Origin of the sequence: Brachybacterium sp. AOP29-B2-41, assembly GCF_052378395.1 — a bacterium.
In the GTDB taxonomy this organism is placed as follows: Bacteria; Actinomycetota; Actinomycetes; order Actinomycetales; family Dermabacteraceae; genus Brachybacterium.
This window is the reverse complement of the sequence record NZ_JBQSXR010000017.1, coordinates 1-20,367: the sequence shown is the minus strand read 5'-3', so window position 1 is coordinate 20,367 and position 20,367 is coordinate 1. Positions and strand designations below refer to the sequence as shown.

At 68.9% G+C, this 20,367-nt stretch carries 17 protein-coding genes; 8 read left to right on the top strand and 9 right to left on the bottom strand.

All coding sequences use genetic code 11. The features are described from left to right. Nucleotides 1-11 precede the first annotated feature (11 nt). Nucleotides 12-1,541 carry a DUF1846 domain-containing protein gene (locus ACT3T9_RS14975; RefSeq protein WP_444502254.1) on the bottom strand — a complete coding sequence of 510 codons (1,530 nt, stop codon included), beginning with the start codon at nucleotides 1,539-1,541 and terminating at the stop codon, nucleotides 12-14. 334 nt (nucleotides 1,542-1,875) lie between these two features. On the opposite strand from ACT3T9_RS14975, the gene ACT3T9_RS14970 reads away from it, so the two are divergent. The 3 genes from ACT3T9_RS14970 to ACT3T9_RS14960 are packed head-to-tail and all read left to right on the top strand — an operon-like array spanning nucleotide 1,876 to nucleotide 4,845. After that, a complete protein-coding gene (locus ACT3T9_RS14970) occupies nucleotides 1,876-2,676 on the top strand; it encodes a ThuA domain-containing protein (RefSeq protein WP_444502253.1) in 801 nt (266 codons plus the stop codon). Beyond that, on the top strand, nucleotides 2,673-3,818 hold the full coding sequence (locus tag ACT3T9_RS14965) for a Gfo/Idh/MocA family protein (RefSeq protein WP_345079526.1): 1,146 nt from the start codon (nucleotides 2,673-2,675) through the stop codon (nucleotides 3,816-3,818). Before ACT3T9_RS14970 ends, ACT3T9_RS14965 begins: the two co-directional genes overlap by 4 nt. Nucleotides 3,819-3,843: 25 nt before the next feature. Further along, a complete protein-coding gene (locus ACT3T9_RS14960) occupies nucleotides 3,844-4,845 on the top strand; it encodes a LacI family DNA-binding transcriptional regulator (RefSeq protein WP_345079529.1) in 1,002 nt (333 codons plus the stop codon). Here ACT3T9_RS14960 and ACT3T9_RS14955 read toward each other — a convergent pair whose 3' ends face one another. The 8 genes from ACT3T9_RS14955 to ACT3T9_RS14920 all read right to left on the bottom strand — a co-directional run bounded on the left by ACT3T9_RS14955 (nucleotide 4,846) and on the right by ACT3T9_RS14920 (nucleotide 13,299). Beyond that, nucleotides 4,846-5,523 (bottom strand): YesL family protein, encoded by a 678-nt coding sequence (locus ACT3T9_RS14955; RefSeq protein ID WP_444502252.1) that lies wholly within the window; start codon nucleotides 5,521-5,523, stop codon nucleotides 4,846-4,848. It abuts the gene before it with no gap. Further along, nucleotides 5,520-6,482, bottom strand: a complete 963-nt coding sequence (locus ACT3T9_RS14950) for a carbohydrate ABC transporter permease (RefSeq protein ID WP_345079535.1) — start codon at nucleotides 6,480-6,482, stop codon at nucleotides 5,520-5,522. Before ACT3T9_RS14950 ends, ACT3T9_RS14955 begins: the two co-directional genes overlap by 4 nt. A gap of 8 nt (nucleotides 6,483-6,490) precedes the next feature. Further along, nucleotides 6,491-7,471, bottom strand: a complete 981-nt coding sequence (locus tag ACT3T9_RS14945) for an ABC transporter permease (RefSeq protein WP_444606921.1) — start codon at nucleotides 7,469-7,471, stop codon at nucleotides 6,491-6,493. A 23-nt stretch (nucleotides 7,472-7,494) separates the two neighbouring features. Continuing rightward, nucleotides 7,495-8,619, bottom strand: a complete 1,125-nt coding sequence (locus ACT3T9_RS14940) for a hypothetical protein (protein ID WP_444606920.1) — start codon at nucleotides 8,617-8,619, stop codon at nucleotides 7,495-7,497. Between the two features lie 9 nt (nucleotides 8,620-8,628). Further along, on the bottom strand, nucleotides 8,629-9,126 hold the full coding sequence (locus ACT3T9_RS14935) for a hypothetical protein (RefSeq protein ID WP_444606919.1): 498 nt from the start codon (nucleotides 9,124-9,126) through the stop codon (nucleotides 8,629-8,631). Nucleotides 9,127-9,177: 51 nt separating this feature from the next. After that, the gene (locus ACT3T9_RS14930) at nucleotides 9,178-11,112 is read right to left on the bottom strand and encodes a glycoside hydrolase family 127 protein (RefSeq protein ID WP_444606918.1); all 1,935 of its coding nucleotides are present in this window, start codon (nucleotides 11,110-11,112) and stop codon (nucleotides 9,178-9,180) included. Between the two features lie 139 nt (nucleotides 11,113-11,251). Beyond that, nucleotides 11,252-12,268: a LacI family DNA-binding transcriptional regulator gene (locus ACT3T9_RS14925; RefSeq protein ID WP_444606917.1), complete on the bottom strand. Its 1,017-nt coding sequence runs from the start codon at nucleotides 12,266-12,268 to the stop codon at nucleotides 11,252-11,254. Next, complete coding sequence (locus ACT3T9_RS14920) at nucleotides 12,265-13,299, bottom strand: LacI family DNA-binding transcriptional regulator (RefSeq protein ID WP_442332341.1); 1,035 nt, start codon at nucleotides 13,297-13,299, stop codon at nucleotides 12,265-12,267. Before ACT3T9_RS14920 ends, ACT3T9_RS14925 begins: the two co-directional genes overlap by 4 nt. 184 nt (nucleotides 13,300-13,483) lie before the next feature. Here ACT3T9_RS14920 and ACT3T9_RS14915 point away from each other — a divergent pair, with 184 nt between their 5' ends. The 5 genes from ACT3T9_RS14915 to ACT3T9_RS14895 are packed head-to-tail and all read left to right on the top strand — an operon-like array spanning nucleotide 13,484 to nucleotide 19,645. Continuing rightward, nucleotides 13,484-14,680 carry a peroxidase-related enzyme gene (locus tag ACT3T9_RS14915; RefSeq protein WP_444601084.1) on the top strand — a complete coding sequence of 399 codons (1,197 nt, stop codon included), beginning with the start codon at nucleotides 13,484-13,486 and terminating at the stop codon, nucleotides 14,678-14,680. 18 nt (nucleotides 14,681-14,698) lie between these two features. Continuing rightward, entirely contained in the window at nucleotides 14,699-15,769 is a 1,071-nt protein-coding gene (locus ACT3T9_RS14910) for an ABC transporter substrate-binding protein (RefSeq protein WP_441444561.1), read from the top strand. Next, nucleotides 15,766-16,866 (top strand): FecCD family ABC transporter permease, encoded by a 1,101-nt coding sequence (locus tag ACT3T9_RS14905; protein WP_444592348.1) that lies wholly within the window; start codon nucleotides 15,766-15,768, stop codon nucleotides 16,864-16,866. The genes ACT3T9_RS14910 and ACT3T9_RS14905 overlap by 4 nt, the downstream gene beginning before the upstream one ends. Then, on the top strand, nucleotides 16,863-17,735 hold the full coding sequence (locus ACT3T9_RS14900; protein ID WP_441444559.1) for an ABC transporter ATP-binding protein: 873 nt from the start codon (nucleotides 16,863-16,865) through the stop codon (nucleotides 17,733-17,735). Before ACT3T9_RS14905 ends, ACT3T9_RS14900 begins: the two co-directional genes overlap by 4 nt. After that, nucleotides 17,732-19,645, top strand: a complete 1,914-nt coding sequence (locus ACT3T9_RS14895) for an FAD/NAD(P)-binding protein (RefSeq protein ID WP_444606916.1) — start codon at nucleotides 17,732-17,734, stop codon at nucleotides 19,643-19,645. Before ACT3T9_RS14900 ends, ACT3T9_RS14895 begins: the two co-directional genes overlap by 4 nt. Nucleotides 19,646-20,367: the final 722 nt, after the last annotated feature.

Sequence of the window (20,367 nt, the reverse complement as noted above, 5' to 3'; positions counted from 1 at the left end):
GGCCGGTCTGCTCAGCGCTTGTGGTAGAGCGCCTTGTGCAGGAACCGCGGCTCGGAGGTCACCGAGATCCCGAGGTTGCGGAAGATGTCCTCGTCGACGGTGCCGAGGATCGTGGTGGTGTGCACATCGCAGCCTGCCAGGCTGCGCAGCTGGTCGATCGCCCGACGCGCGTTCTCATCGGTGGATGCCGAGACCGATAGCGCGATCAGCACCTCGTCGGTGTGCAGGCGGGGGTTCCGGGAGCCCAGATGCTCCGTCTTCAGAGTCTGGATCGGCTCGATCGAGGAGGGGGAGAGCAGCTGCACGGAGTCCTCGAGCCCGGCCAGGTGCTTGAGCGCGTTCAGCAGCATCGCCGCCGAGCAGCCCAGCAGGGGCGAGGTCTTGCCGGTGATGATCCTGCCGTCGGCCAGCTGGATCGCGGCGCCCGGTTCCCCGGTGCGGGCCTCGACCGCGAGGGCGGGCTCCACCACGGCCCGGTCGCTGAGCACGCAGCCGGCCTTGGACATGATCATCCCGATCCGCTGGGAGACGACGTTGTCCTCGTCATTGATCCGCTCATGCATGAGCGCCTTGTAATAGCGGCGGATGATCTCCTGGCGCGACGCCTCCCTGCACACCGCGTCATCCACGATGCAGTCGCCGGCGAGGTTCACCCCCATATCGGTGGGTGAGGCGTAGGGAGAGTCGCCCGTCAGCCGCTCCAGCAGCGTGCGCAGCAGCGGGAACACCTCGACGTCCCGGTTGTAGCTGGTGACCTGCTTGCCATAGGTCGCGAGATGGAAGGGGTCGATGAGGTTCAGATCATCAAGATCTGCCGTCGCCGATTCATAGGCGAGGTTCACCGGATGCTCGAGCGGCAGGTTCCAGATCGGGAAGGTCTCGAACTTCGCATATCCCGAGCTGATCCCGCGCTGATGATCGTGATAGATCTGCGAGAGACAGGTGGCCAGCTTGCCGGAGCCCGGCCCCGGCGCCGTCACCACGATCAGGTCCCGGGTGGTGTGCGAGTACTCGTTCGCCCCGAGGCCCTGCGCGGAGACGATCCGTTCCGTGTCCTGCGGATAGCCGGGGATCACGGTGTGCCGGGCGACGTTCAGGCCCAGCCGCTGCAGCCGCTCGATGAAGGCGTGCGCGACCTGGTTGGAGTCCTCCAGCTGGGTGAGCACCACGTTCTCCACCAGGAAGCCATGCTCGCGGAACACATCGATGAGGCGCAGCATGTCGTCCTCGTAGGAGATGCCCAGATCTGCGCGGACCTTCTGCCGCTCGAGGTCCTTGGCGTTCAGGCACACCAGGATCTCCAGCTCATCCTTCAGCCGATGCAGCATCGCGATCTTGTTGTCCGGCGTGAAGCCTGGCAGCACTCTCGCGGCGTGGTGGTCATCGAAGAGCTTGCCGCCCATCTCCAGGTACAGCTTTCCGCCGATCTCCTCGCGGCGCTGCTGGATGTGCCGCGACTGCAGCTCGATGTACTTCTCGCGATCGAAGCCGATCGCGGCAGCGGCGGACGGGGAGCTGGGACGAACATCCGGAACGGTCACCCCGGCACGCTAGCACCGTCCCGCTGCGAAGATGCGGGGGCGCCTCGATGTGGCTCCGGGAGCGCGCGGGAGTCGATCGGAGCAGAGTCGCACTTCGGGCGCGATTCGGACGGGATACGAATCGACAGTCGTTCATGGAGAGCTGCCGGCGGTGATGCGCCATGGGGCTTGCATGGCCTGCGAACGTCGGACATGATTTCGGGCACCCGACGTTCCGCTCATAGTTGATTCGAATCGATGAGTCTTCTCAGATATGAGACGACGAAGTCAGACCTCACCGTCGGAGCTGTCACGGGATGACCCACGACTCCCCTCACCCCACCCAAGGACACCCATGCCCATGAATACCAGCCCCCTGCGCGTCACCGTCTGGGGCGAGAACCGCCACGAGCAGCGCGATGCGCGCGTTCGAGAGCACTATCCCGAAGGGATGCACGCCGCGATCCGCGACGGCATCGTCGAGAATCTCGGCGATGAGGTGACCACCCGCTTCGCCCTCCTGGACGATCCTGAGCATGGGCTCAGCGAAGAGGTCCTCGCGGCGACCGACGTCCTCACCTGGTGGGGGCACATGGCCCACGACGAGGTGTCCGACGAGGTCGCCGAGCGGGTCCAGAAGCATGTGCTGGCCGGGATGGGCCTGGTGGTCCTGCATTCGGGGCACTGGTCCAAGCCGTTCGTCCGGCTGATGGGCACCACCTGCACGCTGCGCTGGCGCAACGAGGCCGACCGTGAGCTGGTCTGGACCGTGAATCCCTCACATCCGATCGCCGAGGGCGTACCGCACCCGATCGTCATCCCCGAGCAGGAGATGTACGGGGAGCACTTCGACATCCCGGTGCCCGATGAGCTGGTCTTCGTCTCCTCCTTCAGCGGGGGAGAGGTGTTCCGCTCCGGCTGCACCTTCCGGCGAGGCAAGGGCAAGATCTTCTACTTCAGCCCCGGTGACCAGGACTATCCCGTCTATCAGCACCAGGCGGTCCGGCGCGTGATCGCCAACAGCGTGCAGTGGGCCCGGCCGGCGGTCGCCGACCGCCAAGTGCCCTTCCTGGACCGGTATGAGACCGAATGGTTCACCACCGGCGCCGTCGGCCAGGGCGTGGGCGACGCCGCAGCAGCAGGGAAGAGCGCATGAGCACGCACACCGCCGCAACAGCACCAACCCCCGTCCCGGTCGTCGTGATCGGCGCCGGCGGCATGGGCCGAGCGTGGATCAGCACGGTGTTGCGCAGCGACGCGGCCCGGCTGGTCGGGGTGGCTGACCTGCTCGAGGGAGCCGCGGAACGCGCGGTCTCCGAGGTGGTGCCCGAGGAGCAGCAGGCCGGGATCGTCACCGGGACCGACGCCCTCGAGGTCGCCCGGCGCTCCGGCGCGGAGGCGGTCATCGACGTGACGATCCCGGCCGCCCACCACGCCGTCACCGCGGACGCCCTGCACGCCGGATTCCCGGTGCTGGGGGAGAAGCCGTGCGCTGCGACCCTCGCCGAGGCGGTCTCGCTCGCCGGCCATGCGGAGGCCACCGGGCAGCTGTTCATGGTCTCCCAGTCCCGGCGCAACAACCCCCACCTGCACGAGGCGCGGCGCCTGGCCGACGAGCTCGGCGGTGCCGGCATCGTGGACACCCGCTTCTACAAGGCGCCCCGCTTCGGCGGCTTCCGCGACGAGATGGATCACCCGCTGATCGTGGACATGGCGATCCACGCCTTCGACGCCGGTCGGGTGCTGGTCGACGGCAATCCGCTCGCCGTCACCGCCGCCTCCTACAACCCTTCCTGGAGCTGGTACGCCGGAGACACCGCCGCCACGGTGACCATCACCTACGACAGCGGGACCGTGCACACCTTCGCCGGCTCCTGGGCCGCTCCGGGGGCCGAGACCAGCTGGAACGGCGAGTGGCGGATCAGCTGCGAGCTCGGGAGCGTGCTCTGGGACGGCGAGACCGTGCCTGCCGCCCACCGGGCCGAGAAGGAAGCCGCAGAGGTCGTCCTCGGCCGCACTCCTGCACCGGATGCCCGCTGGGAGTTGGCAGACTCCCTCGCGCGGTTCTGCGCGGCGCTGCGCGGCGGGCCGATGCCGGACTCCGAGGTGCACGGGAATGTATGGACCCAGGCGATCGTCGAAGCGGCGGTCCGCGCGGCCGACACCGGCACCCGAGTGCAGCTCGCGGACCTGCTCGAGGAGGCGCTCGCCGCCGCTCGGATCCTGGATTCCGAAGACGGGCGCAGCTCAGCTCTGCAGTCATGGAAGACTGGCAGCGCGGGGCTGAGCATCGGGTGAGCACATCCGGGGAGGGAGACCGGGCGTGGCGGTGAGGAAGACAGCGGCGAGGGCGAAAGCCCCGACGAGCCAGGACGTCGCTCGGCTCGCCGGCGTCTCCCAATCCACCGTGAGCTATGTGCTCACCGGCTCCCGCCCGATCTCCGAGGAGACCCGTGTCCGGGTCGAGGACGCGATCGCCAAGCTCGGATATCACCCCAACTCCGGCGCTCGCACCCTGCGCTCCCGGCGCAGCGGCGTGATCGGCCTGATGGTCCCCGAGACCGGGGCTGACGATGGAGTGCTGATGGTCTTCATCGCGGCGATCGCCCGCGAGGCCCGCCGACACGGCTACGACATCCTGCTGGTCACTGCGCAGGAGGGAGCGGCAGGGATTCGGCGGGTGGTCCGCACCGGGGTGTGCGAGGGCCTGATCCTGATGGAGCTGGACCGGTTCGACGAGCGCGTCGCCCCGGTGATCGACTCCGGGCTGCCCTTCGTGACGATCGGCAAGCCCGAGGAATTCCCCCAGGGCTCCGTCGTGGACCTCGACTTCGAGATGCTGGGACAGATGGTCGTGGAGCGGACCCTCGAGGAGGGCTGTGATCGGCTGCTGCTGTTCGGTGCGCCGGACCGCAGACGGTCACGCAATGACGTCTCCCGCTTCCTGGCCGGGGTCGAGGACGCCGCAGAGGAGGCGCAGCTCGAGGTGGTGCTCGACGCCGGAGCGCTCGCCGACGTACCGGACAGGGCGCTGCGGATCACGCTCCCCACGCAGCGCACCGCCCTGTTCGGCATCACCGGTGTGCGTCAGGTGCTGTTCGCGATGGCCGCCGCCGGCGCACTGGTGGACGAGACGCGACTGCTCATCGGGCTCAGCGGCGAGTATCTGGCAGATATCAGTCCGCTGCTGGCCGCGGTGCCGCAGATCGATCCTCGCCGCGTGGAGATCAGCGAGCTCGCCGTCGGAGAGCTGGTGCGACTGCTCCAGATCGACGGCGCCGGGCCCCGGATCACTCTGGTGGAGCCGCGCTGGCTCGAAGGCTGATCACGAGCTGAGCGGCATCGCACCGGAACGCCACATCAACCTCGTCACCGCCCACGCAGGCAGGGCGATGCCGAACACGGGCACCAGCCCGGGAACGGTCTGGGCCACCCAGATCGTTGCGGCGAGCAGGACTGCGGTGAACAGTGCGATCGATGGCCGGCGCAGCAGCAGCACCAGGCCCATCCGCAGCACCCGGCCGATGGGGTCGGCGAAGTGGGCGGCCAGCGGCCACACCACGGCGCTCAGCAGCACCAGCACCACCGTCAGCACCACCACCAGCCCGCTCACCAGCGGAGCGATGGATCCCAGCGCGACTCCGGTCAGCACTGCGCGGTCCAGGGCGAGCAGCAGCCATCCCAGCAGCAGCACCCCACCCAGGCGGTGGGCCCGCCAGAACTCCTTGCGCCAGGCGCCCCAGAACTCCTTCCAGAGCCGGGGCCTGGGGCGCGGACGTTCCCCGGCCTCCTCCGCGATCTGCTCGAGCCGGTCTTCCCTCAGCACGGTGCACAGCGCTGCCGTCGCCGGCAGCGCTCCGAGCACCACCGCACCGGCCAGGGTGCCGAGCACCCAGAGCAGCTGCAGCAGGAACAGTCGCAGCGCCAGCTCACCGACGACCAGGTGCCAGCGCACCAGCTGAGGCATCAGCCTCGCCGGCCGCGCCGGGGCCAGGGCGCTCACCCCTTCACCGACCCGATCAGCACGCCCTTCTCGAAGTACTTCTGCAGGAACGGGTACAGGATGATGACGGGCAGCGTGGAGACGATGATGACCCCGTACTTGATCTGGTCGGCGTAGCGCTGCCCGTAGGCACCTCCCGAACCTCCCGCACCCCCGGCGCCACCGGAGAAGGCCTGGTTGGACAGGAGGATGTCCCGCAGGACGATCTGCAGAGGCTGTTTGTCGTAGTCCCGCACGAAGATCAGCCCGGTGAAGAAGTCGTTCCAGTGCTGCACCAGGTAGTACAGGCCGATCAGGGAGATCAGTGCTTTGGACAGCGGCAGCGCAATGGTGGTGAAGAAGCGGAAGTAGTCCACGCCGTCGATCATGGCGGCCTCGAAGAGCTCTTCGGGCAGTGAGTTCTCGAAGAATGCTCGCGCGATGATCAGGTTGAACACATTCAGCGCCGAGGGGAGGATGAACACCAGCCAGTTGTCCAGCAGCCCCAGATCCCGGTACAGCAGGTAGGTCGGGATCAGACCGCCGCTGAAGAACATCGTGAAGGCGAAGATCAGCATGAGCGGGCGTCGCGGCCGGAATTCACGCCGCGAGAGCGCATAGGCCGCAGGCAGCGTGACCACGAGGTTCAGCGCCGTCCCCACCACGCTGTAGATCAGAGTGTTCCGGTACCCGACCCAGATGCGGGTGTCCTCGAAGATCTGCTGATATCCGAAGAAGCTGATGTTCTTCGGCAGGAACGCGACCCTTCCCGTCGCGACAGCCGTCGGATCGCTGATGGAGGCGATCATGACGAAGTACAGCGGGTAGAGCGTCGTGAACAGGACTATTGCGCAGATCAGAGCGATGACGACGGTGAAGACCATGTCATTGCCGGTCAGGCGGCGGCCCAGCCGGCGAGGGGAGCTGCGAGGGACAGGACGGCGTGTGGTCTCAGTGGTCTCAGCGGTCTCGGTGGTCATGGGGCCCCTCACCACAGGCTCGTGTCGGAGGCGCGCTTGGAGATCTGGTTGGCGATCACCAGGAACGCGAAGTTGATGATGGTGTTGAACAGCCCGATCGCCGTGGAGTAGCTGAACTGGCTGGAGAGGATGCCGATCTTGTAGGTGTAGGTCGCGATGACCTCCGAGACCGGGAGGTTCAGCGTGTTCTGCATCAGGAACACCTTCTCGAAGCCGGTGTTCAGCACTCCGCCCATGTTGAGGATCAGCAGGATGATCATCGTCGGCACCAGGGCCGGGATGTCGACATGGCGGATGATCTGCAGCCGGGAGGCCCCGTCGATGCGCGCCGCCTCATACAGCTGGGTGTTCACGCCGGCGAGCGCGGCGAGATAGATGATGCTGTTCCAGCCGGTGTGCTGCCAGATGTCCGAGAGCACGTACACGGGGACGAAGGCGCTGGTGCTCCCGAGGAAGTTGACGTCCTCCAGGCCGAAGAAGGCGAGGAAGCGGGTGATCAGGCCGGTGCTGGGGGAGAGGAACACCTGCAGCATCCCCACGATCACCACGATCGAGATGAAGTGCGGCAGGTAGGTCACCGTCTGCACGATCCTTCTCAGCCGCGAGTGGAGGATCTGGTTGATCACCAGCGCCAGCGCGATCGGCGTGAGGAAGCCCAGCACCAGCGTGGCCAAGCTGATCATGACCGTGTTGCGCATGAGGTCACCGAACAGCGGGCTCTCGAAGAACTGGATGAAGTACTTCAGCCCCACCCACTCTCCACCGGTGAGCCCCTTGGCGAAGTCGAATTCACGGAATGCCAGCTGGATCCCGTACATCGGCACATAGGCGAACACGATGAGGAACCCCAGCGCGGGCGCCAGCATCACCCACAACTGCCAGTACCGGCCCAGGTGGCGACGCACCTTCGAGCGCGCTCGGGACTTTCTCTCCGCGGAGGACAGGGCGCCGTCGGGCCGCTGCCTGCGCGGGCCGGCCGACTCCGACACCGCATCCATGGTGGTCCGGGCGCTCACGACGTGGACTTCATGTAGTCGTCGTAGTACTTCTGCCGCGTCGCGATGTTCTCGGCCACGCCGGTCTCCTCGATCGTGGCCACGTACTCGTCCCAGCCCTCGTCGATGCCGCCTGAGGTGACCCACTCGGCGAATCGGGTCATCGCGGTGTTCATCAGCGTGGTGTCCACCAAGCTCATGGCATTGAGGTCCTCCTTGCTCATCTTGATGAACAGGCCCGGGTAGACGTCGGCCTCGAGATCCATGTTGTCGATCGCAGGCTGCAGCGGCACGGACTCGTCCACCGCTTCCTGGAGGTCGGTGGGCAGCTCGACCTCGATCGTGTCCCGGATCCACAGGGGCCCGTTGTCGGCGAGGGTCGAGGTCCACTTCCAGGTCGACGGGTCCGTGCCATCAGCCGCAGGCAGCACCTTGTAGGAGTTCTCACCGGTCTTCTCGATGTTCGGGCCGATGTCCCCGAACAGGACCTGGATCGAGATCTCCTGGTCGTAGAAGGTGTCGATGACCTTGAGCGCGGCATCCTTGTTCTTGGAGTTCGCGGAGAGCGCCACCTGGTTGCCCGGGAAATTCTCGCCGTACTGGTCGAAGCTCCAGGTGACCGGTTCGGACTGGCCTGCCGCGTGCTCGAGCACCCCGATCGCCTCGTACTGCTCGTAGATCTCGGGTCCGAACCTGTCCGAGCGGGTCCAGCCCCAGGTGAAGCCGACGCTCGCCACGCCATCACCGGGGCCACGGGCCACCGACTGATACGCGGAGTAGTCCTGGGTCATCACCTCGCTGGAGAGCAGTCCGGCTTCCTGGCAGCGGGCGAGGAAGGTGACCACCTCGCGGTAGCGATCATCCGTGAGGAAGTTGCCGACCACACCGTCCTGCAGGTAGTAGCCCTGGCCACCGCCGCCGGCGAGGGGAAGGCCCATGCTGCCCAGCAGCAGGATCGACTGGAAGTAGCCGAAGCCGCCGGTGCCCACCGGGCTCCAGTCCATCGGCAGCACCTCGGCGCCGGTGCCGGTCGGATCGCCCTCCTTGAAGGCGACGAGCACGTCGAACAGCTCATCCCAGGTGGTGGGCATCTCGAGGCCGAGCGTGTCCAACCACTGCGCGTTGATGTACTGGTGCTGCACGGTGGGCGGCTAGAACCGCTTGTATCCCGGTACCGACCAGATCTCGCCGGTGGGCTGGGTGGCCAGTGCCTTCAGCTCCGGCTTCTCCTCCAGCATGGCGGTCACATTGGGGAGGGCGTCGAGAGACTCGGCGAGATTCGCGAAGAGTGAGCCGTAGGTGGCGAGATCTGTGTCGTTGATGGCCTGGGTGCCGACGACCAGATCCGGGATGTCGCCGGCGGCGAGCATCGTGGACTTCTTCTGGTCCCAGTCCGCGGAGACCTCCTCCCACACGATCGGCATCCCGGCGGCTTCCTCGAGGGCGGCGGTCCAGCCCATCTCGGCCATGGGCTTGGTCAGGGCGTGCTTGACGACGAGGATCCGCAGCTCACCCTCCTTGCTGCTGGCATTCCCGCCGCAGGCGCTCAGACCGAGCGTGCTGCCGACGGCAGCGGTGGCGGCGAGCCCGCCGAGGACGGTGCGCCGACGGGGGCCGCGACGGGCAGGGGTGGGGCGGTGGATCGACATCTTTGTCTCCTGAAGGGGTGGGGTGGGGTGGGATGGATGGGACGGAGGGGTTCAGTGCTCGCGCGGGAGCCAGATGCGCATGGCGCCGGACCCGCGATTGCCCCAGCGGGAGAAGGGCGTCGTGGCGACGGTGATCTGCTTCTCGCCGGGGCGGGGCAGGTGCGCGCCGTCGGCGGAGCGGTAGAGCTCCCCGCCGTCGGGCCGGTGCAGCAGCGAGATCTCGAGGCTCCCGTCATCCCTCGCGCTCGCCGTCGCCTCGGCGGGGACGACGAGGTCATCGACCTCGATCCCGTTCGGCAGATCGACCTGCTCGAGGCAGTGGACGATCGGTCCTCGCTCGAGAGCCACGCAGCCACGGGTGGCATCCACGCGGGGGTGCGAGGTCGTCCAGCGCGGGGGCATATCCAGGGTGAGCGTCATGCCGTCGACGTCCTCGAGGGCGAGCTCGAGTCGCTGGGCCGAGAGCTCCTCGTCGCGCAGAGGGCGCTGAACCCCGTCGGCCGAGGAGACCGAGCCGCTGCGCACCCAGCCCGGGATCCGCACCCCGAGGCGCGCGCCAGCGGCGGCGGTCAGCGGCGACAGGCGCAGGCCGAGGACGCCGGAGGCGGGATAGTCGGTCTCCACGTGGAGGGTGCCGGTGCCCAGCTCGGCAGGGAGGGTGATGGACATGTCAGTGAGCTGGAGCAACTCGAGGCTCGGCCCCGCGTCCCCTGAGCGCCAGGCGGCGACATAGGCTCCGAGCTGGGCGATGGTGCGGGCGATGTTCGGCGGGCAGCAGGCGCAGGAGTACCACGGGCGTCGTTCGGCCGGTGCGTTCTCCTCGTCGAACCGGTCCGGCCTGCGCTGCAGCGGATTCGAGTAGAAGAAGCGGGTGCCGGTCGCGTCCAGGGAGGCGGCCAGCGCGTTGTGGATCTCCCGCTCGATGACGTCTCCGTGGCGGGGATCGTCGCCGGAGAGCATCATGCGCCAGGTCCAGTGGAGATCCGCGATGGTCGCGCAGGTCTCCGCGTAGGCACGGTCCGAGGGCAGCTCGTGGTCGTTGCCGAAGGACTCATCGCGGTGACGCGACCCGAAGGCCCCCGAGAGGTACATCTTGCGGGTGTGGACCCGATCCCACTGCTCGTCCATGACCTCACCCAGTGCGGCTTCGCCGGTCTCGAGGAAGAGGTCGCTCACGCCCGCGTTCAGGTACAGCTGACGCACTGCGTGACCGGTGGGATCCACGGCCTCCCGTACCGGCAGATGGTCCTGGAAGTAGTGGGAGCCGAAGCCCCCGCCGGGGAGGATGTCGCGTCCGCGCTGATCCACCAGGTGCTGGGCGAGTTCCAGATGGCGCTGCTCACCGGTGTGGCGGTACAGCTCCACCAGGGCGGTCTCGATCTCGGGGTGACCCGGGATGCCGTCCTCGCGGCCGGGCCCGAAGCGACGGTCCACCAGGTCCACGAAGCGCACCGCGAGGTCGAGCAGCTCGGTGCGCTCGGTGGTGCGGGCCAGCGCGATCCCCGCCTGCAGCCAATGGCCGAGCACATACAGCTCGTGCGTCCAGTGCAGCTCCGAGAACTTCTTCTCCGGCTGCACGCCCTGGATCCAGGTGTGCAGGTAGCCGCTGGGCTCCTGGGTCCGGGCGATCAGCGCGATCATCTCGTCGAGCCAGGCGTTGTGCGCGGTGGTGCCGGAGCGGCCGATCTCCCAGGCGACGGCTTCGATGACCTTGTAGAGGTCCGAGTCGGCGAAGACGAAGCCGCGATGCTTCGCGCCGGATTCCCCGACCAGCCGCCGGAAGTTGTCGATCACCCCGGAGCTCTCGAGCTGATCGATGCAGTGGGGGATGGTGGCGGAGGCGTTCAGCTCCTGCCAGGCGCCGAGGCTGCCTCGCGGGTGCAGCACCACCTCGGAGAGATCCAGCGGGCGGAGCCCCTCATGGCGTTCGGCACGAGGGAGGGCGGGCGCCGGACGACGGGTGGAGCGCGGGGGAAGGACAGGCAACGGAGGACTCCTCATCGAGATGTGATGCAGGCCATCCTGAACGCGAGATTAAGCGATGTCAATAGGAGACACAACGTTGAAAAGAGATCCTGTCCGGTCGGTATCCGCTCCTCGGGGTCGCGGGCCCCGGAGGGCGGGGTCAGTCGCCGGTGGATGCGCGGACGATCAGCTCGAGCGGTGCGCTTTCGCGCCGGGCCGGACCGCTCTCGCCCTCCAACCGTGCGAGCAGCATCGCGACCGCCCGCTGCGCCATCTCCGGCACCCCCGGGTCCACCGAGGTCAGAGGAGGGGTGGTGAAGGCGGCTTCCTCCGTGTTGTCGAAGCCGGTGAAGGCGACGTCCTGCGGGATCCGGAGGCCGGCGAGCGAGGCGGCGCGCATCGCGCCGACGGCGGCCGCGTCATTGATGCACATGACCGCATCGAACGGGGCGCCGGAGCGCAGCAGGCCGACCATCGCCTCCAGCCCGGTCTCGCGGCGGTCCCAGTCCGTGCCCTGGATGGCCAGGGCATCGTCGACCTCGAGGGAACGCTCCGTGTGGGCCTCGAGATATCCGAGATAGCGGAGCCCTTCGTGGGAGGGCAGCCAGGGGTCGGCCACATAGGCGATCCGTCGCCGGCCGCGATCGATCAGATGCCTGGTCGCCGTGAGGAACCCTTCCTGCTCTGCCATCACCACGGCATCGATCCCCGGGGTGGGCGCGCCTCCCACCTGGACCGTCGGCAGCGCGGGGGCTGCGCCGGCGAGAAGCTCCCCGGAGAGGAAATGCGGGCAGATGATCACGCCGGCGACATCCTGGGTGGTGCGGCCCAGCACTGCATCCCGTTCCGCCGCGGCATCGAGGGCGAGCCGCAGGGTGGTGCTCAGGCCGCGTTCCTCGAGTGCGAGGATCAGCGCCTCGGCCATCCTCGCGAAGTACGGCTGGACCAGATTGGGCACCATGATCGCGATGCGCTCGGCCGTGCCCAGTGCCAGTCCGCGCCCTGCGGCCGAGGGCACATAACCCAGCTCGCGCGCAACGCGATGCACCGTCTCCCGAGTCCTCGCGGAGACCCGGATCGTCCCGTCGGTGCGCTCCGGTGCACGCAGCACATGGGAGACGGTCGCCGTGGAGACCCCCGCGGCCGCGGCGACATCGGCGAGGGTCACCTGCGTCATCTCGACCCCCAGTGCTCGACATGGCTGGCCCCGAGGGTCGACTCCGCACGGAGCAGGGTGGTCGGCACCACGGCACGCTGCGGCGCGCTGCGATCCCCGGCGGTGCGCCGGGAGATCAGCTCGATGGCGCGTCGGGCGATCTCGGGCAGGTCGAGGTCGACAGTGGTCAGGGAGGGGGTGGAGAACCGTCCGTCGTCGATGTTGCCGTAACCGGTCAGAGCGACCTGGGCTGGGACCTCGAGCGCCCTGTCATGCAGCAGCGACAGAGCGCCGATCGCGAGCTCGTCATCGGCGCAGACCAGTGCCCGGGCCCAGGGATGCCGCTCCAGGGCGAGTGCTGCCAGCGCCCGACCGGCCGCGCGATCGGCGACGTGGGTGGAGCGAGATCCGGGACGGGCCTCGGGGCGGAGCACGGGCGCGTCGGGAAAGGAACGGGCGAGCTCGTCGAGGAAGGCGTCGGGCAGCTCCGCCTCGCGGCCCAGCAGCACCACGTCATGATGATGGATCCGCTGCAGGTGCCGGGTGAGGGCTGATGCTGCGCCCGCATCATCGCTGTCGATCGAGTCCAGCACGGCGGGATCCTCAGGATCCGACGCCGTGCACAGGCCGACGACCGGACGCTCCGGGGTGAATGCTGGGGGCTCGCAGCCCCGGGGGAGCGGACCGATATGGACCACCGCGTCGAAGAGGGCGCCCCGGGAGGCGAACGTCTGCGCGATGCGTTCGCTCCGCCCGCGGGAGGGCTCGATGGAGACGCGCAGCCCCTGCCGCTCGGCCTCGATGACCAATGCCTGGGCCAGACGCGCCGTGATCGGTGCCTTGAGATCCACCAGGGACAGGCCGATCAGCCCCGTACGACCGGTGCGCAGGGAGCGCGCATGCGCATTGGGCGTCCAGTCGAGCTCCTCGATCGCCCGACGGACCCGTTCGCGGACCGCATCGCTGATGCTCGGATGGTGATTCACGACGCGGGAGACGGTCTTCGTCGACACGCCTGCTCGAGCCGCGACCTCCTTCATCGTGGGCGCCATGGTCCTCCTTGATCGCCGTGCACATGGCGCACGAGCTCACGGCGAGGATACCGCGCGACCTCGGACGGGACGGGCGGCACGGGTGAGGTGCGAGGGTCGGGTGTCCTCAGCATTCGAGGAGGCGTGACTGCTTCCACACGACTCCAATCCTTAGGGGTGCTTGGGTAGCGCATAAGATGAGCGCATGTCCGATGCGCAGCAGTCCTTCGACGCCCACCAGATCCTCGACGCGGTCCTCACCGGAGCCCCCGAGGCGAGCGGGGCGCTCGTGACCGTGCGCCCGGAGGTCCTCGCCCAGACCCGCAGCGCGTATGACGCGCTCTACCGCGCACCGCAGGCGCTCCCCGCTTCCGTGCTGCACGCGCTGGCCGCAGTCACCGCGGACTGGCAGGGCAGCGGCGTGCTCGCGGACTGGCACCGGACCCAGGGCGCCTCCCCGGAGCTGACCGCCGCCGACCCGCTCTCCAGCGATCCTGCGCTCGCCGCGCTGCGCGACCAGGTGGATCTGCTCTCGATCTCCCCGGCGCTCGCCACCCTCGCCGACCAGCAGCAGCTCACGGCCGTCGGCCACGATTCCCGCACCGTGGTGCTGATCAGCCAGCTGGTCGCCTTCGAGAGCTACCTCCAGCGATTGGTCGCCGGCCTCGCCGCGCTGCACGGACTCGACCTGCCGACCGCCGACGCCCCGACGCGCACCCCGCGCTCCCGCGGCCGCGCCGCGCAGCATGGCGGCACCACCCCCACCGGACGCACCCGCCCCGCGGCGTTCACCCGCGACCAGCTCCAGTGGGAGCCGTGGATCGAGGTGCCCGCCGAGGACGAGCTGACGGACGAGCAGCGCGACTCCTTCGCCTCCAAGGCGAGCGTGAACAGCGTCTACTTCCGGATGCTCTCCCTGACCCCCGGCATCACGCGAGCTCGCAGCGAGCTCGACAACGCGATCTTCCTTCCCCGCGACGGACTGCCCAAGGCCGAGCGCGAACTCGCCGCCGCCGTGACCAGCAAGGTCAACGACTGCATCTACTGCGCCTCCGTGCATGCGCGGAAGGCCGCCGGCTTCTCCAAGCGCGAGGAGGATGTCGACGCCCTGCTCGCTGTCGCCCTCGAGCGCGACGGCGACTGGATCGCTGCGCAGCTCTCCCCGCTGGCCGACGGCCAGGACGACCGCTGGAGCGCGATCATCGACGCGGCCGCCGAGCTGTCCCGCCCCCGCCCCACCCTGGGCGCCCCGCGGATCAGCGATCTGCGCGAGCTGGGCCTGAGCGATGCGGAGATCACCGACCTGGTCACCGCCGCCGGCTTCTTCGCCTGGGCGAACCGCCTCATGCTCAGCCTCGGCGATCCCTCGCTGGTCGACTCCGCACTCCCCGTCTCCGCCTGACACACTGAAGAAGGACCCATGACCACCGCCTCCCTCCGTCGCCGCACCCTCCTCGGCACCGCTCTCGTCTCCCTGCCCGTCCTCGGCCTCGCCGCCTGCGGCGAGGTCACCGTCGAGGGACAGTCCGACGCCTCCGAGCAGCTCACCGTCGTCGACGACCAGGACCGCGAGGTGGTCCTGCCCGGCCCCGCGCAGACCGCCGTCGTCGTCAACAGCTATTCCAACGAGTTCGTCCGGGCCATCGGTGCCGGCGATCGCGTCGTCGGCGTGGACCGCGCCTCCCTGGACCGCCTGCCCTATCTCGAGCTCGCCGAGGACCAGGTGATCGCCGAGGGGCTGGACCAGCTCAACTACGAGGCCATCGCCGAGCTCCGGCCCGACGTCGTGATCCTCCCGCGCAACGCCGTCTGGCAGGAGGCGCTCGAGCAGCTCTCCGCCTTCGACATCCCCGTCCTCATCGCCACCGCCTGGGACACCGAGGTGGTCGACGAGACCCTCGCCCTGCTCGGTCAGGTCTTCGGGCTCGAGGAGGGCGCCCAGGCGGTCCTCGACTTCCGTGCCGAGATCGCGGGCATCCTGGAGGAGCGTCTGACGGACGTGGAGCCGGTCCCGGTGTACTTCGAGACGGTCGAGCCGTACCTGACCACCCTGCCCGGCTCCGGCTTCCACGCCATGATCGAAGCGGCCGGCGGCTCCAACATCTTCGATGACGCCTCCGGGGGCGACGCCCAGGAGGAGCTGACGGTCGATCCCACCGAGGTTGTGCTGCGGGACCCGCAGTTCGTGATGCACGAGTTCGAGCCCTCTGCCGAACCCGTCGACCGCTTCGACGCGCTGCGCGAGGACCTCGCCGGCCGTCCCGGCTGGGCGGGACTGAGCGCGATCGCCGAGGGACGCGTCGCGATCGCCAACGGCTGGGCGACCAGCGCGCTGGGGAAGTCGATCGGCGCGCTCTACCTCGGCGCCTGGCTGCATCCCGAGGAGATGGACGGCGTCGTGCCCGATGACTACCTCACCCGCTGGGTGACCGAGTTCCAGGACACCGAACTGACCGACCCGGCCGCCTATGTGCAGGGACCGCAGGCATGACCGCGACGCTGCAGAAGCAGCCCCCGCAGGTGCCCGCACCCGCCCCGGCGCCGACGGATCCCGCGCGAGGCAGGGAGCTGCGCAAGTCGCTCGTCCTCGCCGTCGGCGTGGTGGTCTCCGTTCTCGCCCTGATCGCCGCGGTCACCATCGGCACCGCCGGGGTGGGCTTCGGCGATGTGCTCCGCTCGCTCCAGGTGAGCATCGTCGGCGGCACCATCAGCGCCGACTTCGCCTCCACCTATGCCGTCATCACCCAGCTGCGGCTGCCGCGGGTGCTGCTCGCCTTCGCCGCGGGGGCCGCGCTGTCGGTCTCCGGCGTGCTCATGCAGAGACTGCTGCGGAACCCGCTGGTCAGCCCGTTCACCCTCGGCGTCTCCCCGGCCGCGGCCTTCGGCGCGGCGCTGGTCATCACCCTGGCCGGCACCAACCAGTTGCCGGTGTGGGCGACGATCGCCGGTGCGATGATCATGGCGCTGACGGTCTCCGCCGTCGTGCTCGGCATCGCCACCGCCCGCCGGATGGCCGTGGCCACCCTGCTGCTGCTCGGCATCGCGATGACCCAGATCTTCGAAGCGCTCACCTCGGCCCTGCAGTTCACCGCGAACGAGAACACCCTGCAGGCCATCATCCGCTGGACCTTCGGCTCGGTGAACGACGCCACCTGGAACGACGTGCTGATCGTCGGCACGTTCACCGTGATCGCGATTCCGGTGACGCTGTTCTTCTCCCGGGATCTCAACGCGATCGCCTTCGCGGGGGACGATGCCGCTCGCAGCTTCGGCGTCAACGTCGGCCCGGTGCGGATCGGACTGATCGCGCTGTCGGTCGTGCTCGCTGCGGTGGTGGTCTCCTTCTGCGGGATCATCGGCTTCGTGGGCCTCGTCGGCCCGCATATCGCGCGTCTCGCGATCGGTGCCGACCACCGCCACCTGCTGCCCTTCGCCGCTCTCTCCGGCGGGCTGCTGCTGCTGGTCGCCGACGCGGTGGGCCGCACCGTCATCGCGCCGGCGGTCGTGCCCGTCGGTATCGTGGTGGCCTTCATCGGCGGCCCCGTGTTCATCTATCTCATCCTCACGCGAAGGAACACCCTGAAGTGAGTCTCTCCGTCACCGACCTGTCCTTCTCCTACGGCACCCGCAGGATCCTCGAGGACATCTCCTTCGACGTCTCCGCCGGGACGTTCTGCGCCCTGCTGGGCCCCAACGGCTCCGGCAAGTCCACGATGGTCAAGGCTCTCGCCGGGGTGCACCGCGCGAAGACCGGCCGCATCGCCGTGGAAGGTTGCGACATCGCGAGCCTCGGTCGCCGCGAGCTCGCCCGGCTCGTGGCCTATGTGCCGCAGGCGGGCGATGCCCCCTTCGATCTCACCGTGCGCGAGGCTGTGATGCTGGGCCGCACCCCGCACTTCGGGATCGCCCCCGGCGTCGCGGACCGGGCGAAGGTCGAGGACGCGATCGTGCGGATGGGCCTGAGCGACATCGCCGAGCAGTCGATGTCCGAGCTCTCCGGCGGGCAGGCTCAGCGCGCGATGATCGCTCGTGCCCTTGCCCAGGATCCCCGCGTGCTGCTGCTCGATGAGCCGACCTCTGCCCTGGACCTGCGCTATCAGATCGAGACTCTGCAGCTGGTGCGTCGGATCACCCGCGAGGAGGGCATCAGCGCCCTGATCGCGATCCACGACCTCAACCACGCCGCGCGCTACTGCGATCAGGTGATCGTTCTGCACGGCGGCCATCTGGTCGCCGACGGTGCACCGGCGCAGGCACTGCAGGGCCCGATCCTGCGTTCCGTCTACGAGGTCGACGTCGAGGTGTCCGAGCGGGATGACGCCGTCGAGGTGCGCCCCCGGGTCGACGCGGCCGGATTCACCCGCACCGGCAGCCGACTCGACGAACCGGACGTCGAGAACGCCGAGGACCCTGAGGACGCGGTGCGCCCGGACCTGGTCCCCGCCGCCCTCCGATGAGCACCGCCCTGCCGGACCGCTTCGATGCGGTGATCGTCGGCGGCGGGCCACGCGGAGTGGCCACCGTGCTGCGCACGGCAGCCCGCGTCGCCACCTCCGGCGCCGGGCCCGCGCGCCTCGCAGTCGTCGACGCGATGGCCGTCGGCCCCGGAGCGACCTGGCTGATCGACCAGCCCGCCCAGTACCTGAACAACACCCAGGCCGACGCCACGACGGTCCATCCCGACGACTCCACCCGGATGAGCGGGCCCGCCGCACCCGGGCCTGACCTGGTGGACTGGGCCCGCCGCGTCCGCGCCGAAGGCGGCCATCCGGCGGGGGAGTGGGTTCTCACCGAGGCCTCAGAGCTCACCGGGGCGACCTTCCCGACCCGGCGCCTGCAGGGCGTGTACTTCCGCGACCAGCTCGACGCCGCGATCGCCACCGGCGCGGTCGAGGTGACCGAGGTGGTGGGCCTCGCGGTCGACCTCGAGCAGCTGGGGGAGGAGACCGTCGTGGTCCTCCGTGACGGACGCCGACTGGCCGCGCCCACCGTGGTGCTCGCCCAGGGCATGGTCCAGTCGCAGCGCAGCCACGATGTCACCGCTCTGGTCGACTTCGCCGATCGCTTCGCGCTGCGCTACGTCGAGCCCGGCATGCCCGCCGAACGCACGTACACCGGTCTGCCGGCGGGCGAGCCCGTGCTGGTGCGGGGCCTGGGAGCGAACTTCTTCGACGTGATCGGGCAGCTCGCCGCCGAATGGGGCGGCGAGTTCACCCTGGTGGACGGCGATGCCCGCGGACGCCTTCGCTACCATCCCAGCGGGCTCGAACCGCAGCTGGTGGTCGGGTCGCGGCGCGGCGTCCCCTACCGATCCAAGCCCGACGGCGGCCGCTCGGTGCGTCCCTTCGTGCCGCGATGGGCGAGCGCGGAGTGGTTCGATGCACTGACGACGCGATCCGACGTGGACTTCCGCAGCGAGGTCTGGCCGGTGCTCGCCCGGGAGTTCGCCCGTGTCTACCTCGACGCCCTCACCGAGGTCGCTCCCGACGCAGTGGCCGGGGAGTGGCTCCCGGGCCTGGACGTCGCCGACACCCAGGACGAGGTCGATGCCGTGCTCTCGGGGGCGGTCCCAGATCCGCGGTGGGCCTGGACCCTCGACGAGCTGCACCGCCCCACCCACGGTGAACCGGTCGGGGAGAAGGGCTGGTCGCAGCTGGTGCGTCGGCTGATCGCCGACGAGCTGGGCTCGATGTCCGATCCCTGGCGGCACCCGCGTGCCGCGGTCAACGGCGCCATGGGGTCGCTGCGTCGCAGCATCGGCCGCCTCACCAGGCACGGCGTCTTCACCGGCGAATCTCTCGCCCGTGATGTGCTGGGCTGGTTCGACGGGGACTCCCTCGCCCTGGCCTCCGGACCGCCCGCCGAGCGGGTTCGCCTCGTGCTCGCGCTGATCGAAGCCGGGGTGGTGGAGCTGATCGGTCCCGAGCTGGTGATCGAGGCCGACGAGACCGCCGGGCTCTTCCGCGCCGCCTCACCGATCACCGGCCGCGTGGTCACCTCTTCGGTGCTGCTGGAGACCAGGATGTCCAAGGGGAGGATCCCGCAGACCAGCGATCCGCTGCTGCGCGCCCTGCTCGATTCGGGCCGTGCCCGCGTCCATGCGGTGGACGGGGTGCAGACCCACAGCATGGAGGCCACCCGCGCCGAGATCTGCGAGGACGCGCACGGCGGCCACAACCTCGTCGCGGCCGACGGCACGGTGGATGAGTCCGTGGTGGTGCTCGGGATCCCCGCTGCGTCCACCCAGCCGGGATCCGCGATCGGCGCGACCCCTGGCGTGGCGTCACCGCTGCTGGCCGGCGCGGACGTCGCGGCCAGGCAGATCCTCGCAAGGGCGCGGGTGGGGAGCGTCGCGCAGGCGACGTGAGCTGCCGCTGCCGCTGACCGGGATCGGTCAGCTGGAGTGGCAGGCGTGCGTGCGTACGCGGGAGGAACGGAAGGTGTGCCTGCCGAGACGGCGGGGCGCCCGCTGGGCCGGGAGTGCCTGCTGGGCCGGGGCTGCCTGCCGAGTTGGTGGGGCGCCTGCTGAGCTGGCGGGACGGGGGTCCGGCATGTCTCGCCGGGCCCTGTCGGGCTGCGGCGGACGTCTCTTGCCACGTCTGGGGCTCGACGCCCTGCCATCCCGCCGCCAATCTGCCCGGACAACTGGTCGTATGCCTGACTAATCCCGATGTTTGGCACATCCCGACGCTTGGTATGTCGAGAGACCTGGAATGTCCAGATGCCTGAAATGTTCAGGTGCCGGACATATCTCGCAGTGCCGATGGGCCTGGCGGCAACGCACGGGCCCTCCCCAGAGCGAGTTATCCACATTTCGTTGGCGCTTCTTGACAAATCGGCATCCATTCTAAAATGCGCCTTCCGCTGCGTCATTAAATATTCGCGTGGTCCGCAGTGTCGTATCTGTGCTGGTCAGCTCATCGGTCCTCACGGCGGGCGACGGTCATGGATCTGACCTGGGTCGTCACTGTGCCACGACATCTTTCCCGACGACCGTTCCTCCACACCTATGGGTTATCCACAGGTTCATCCCCATTTCGTTCTGACCCTTCAGTAGGCAGGGCTTGGGAATTAGTATTGGGGAATATC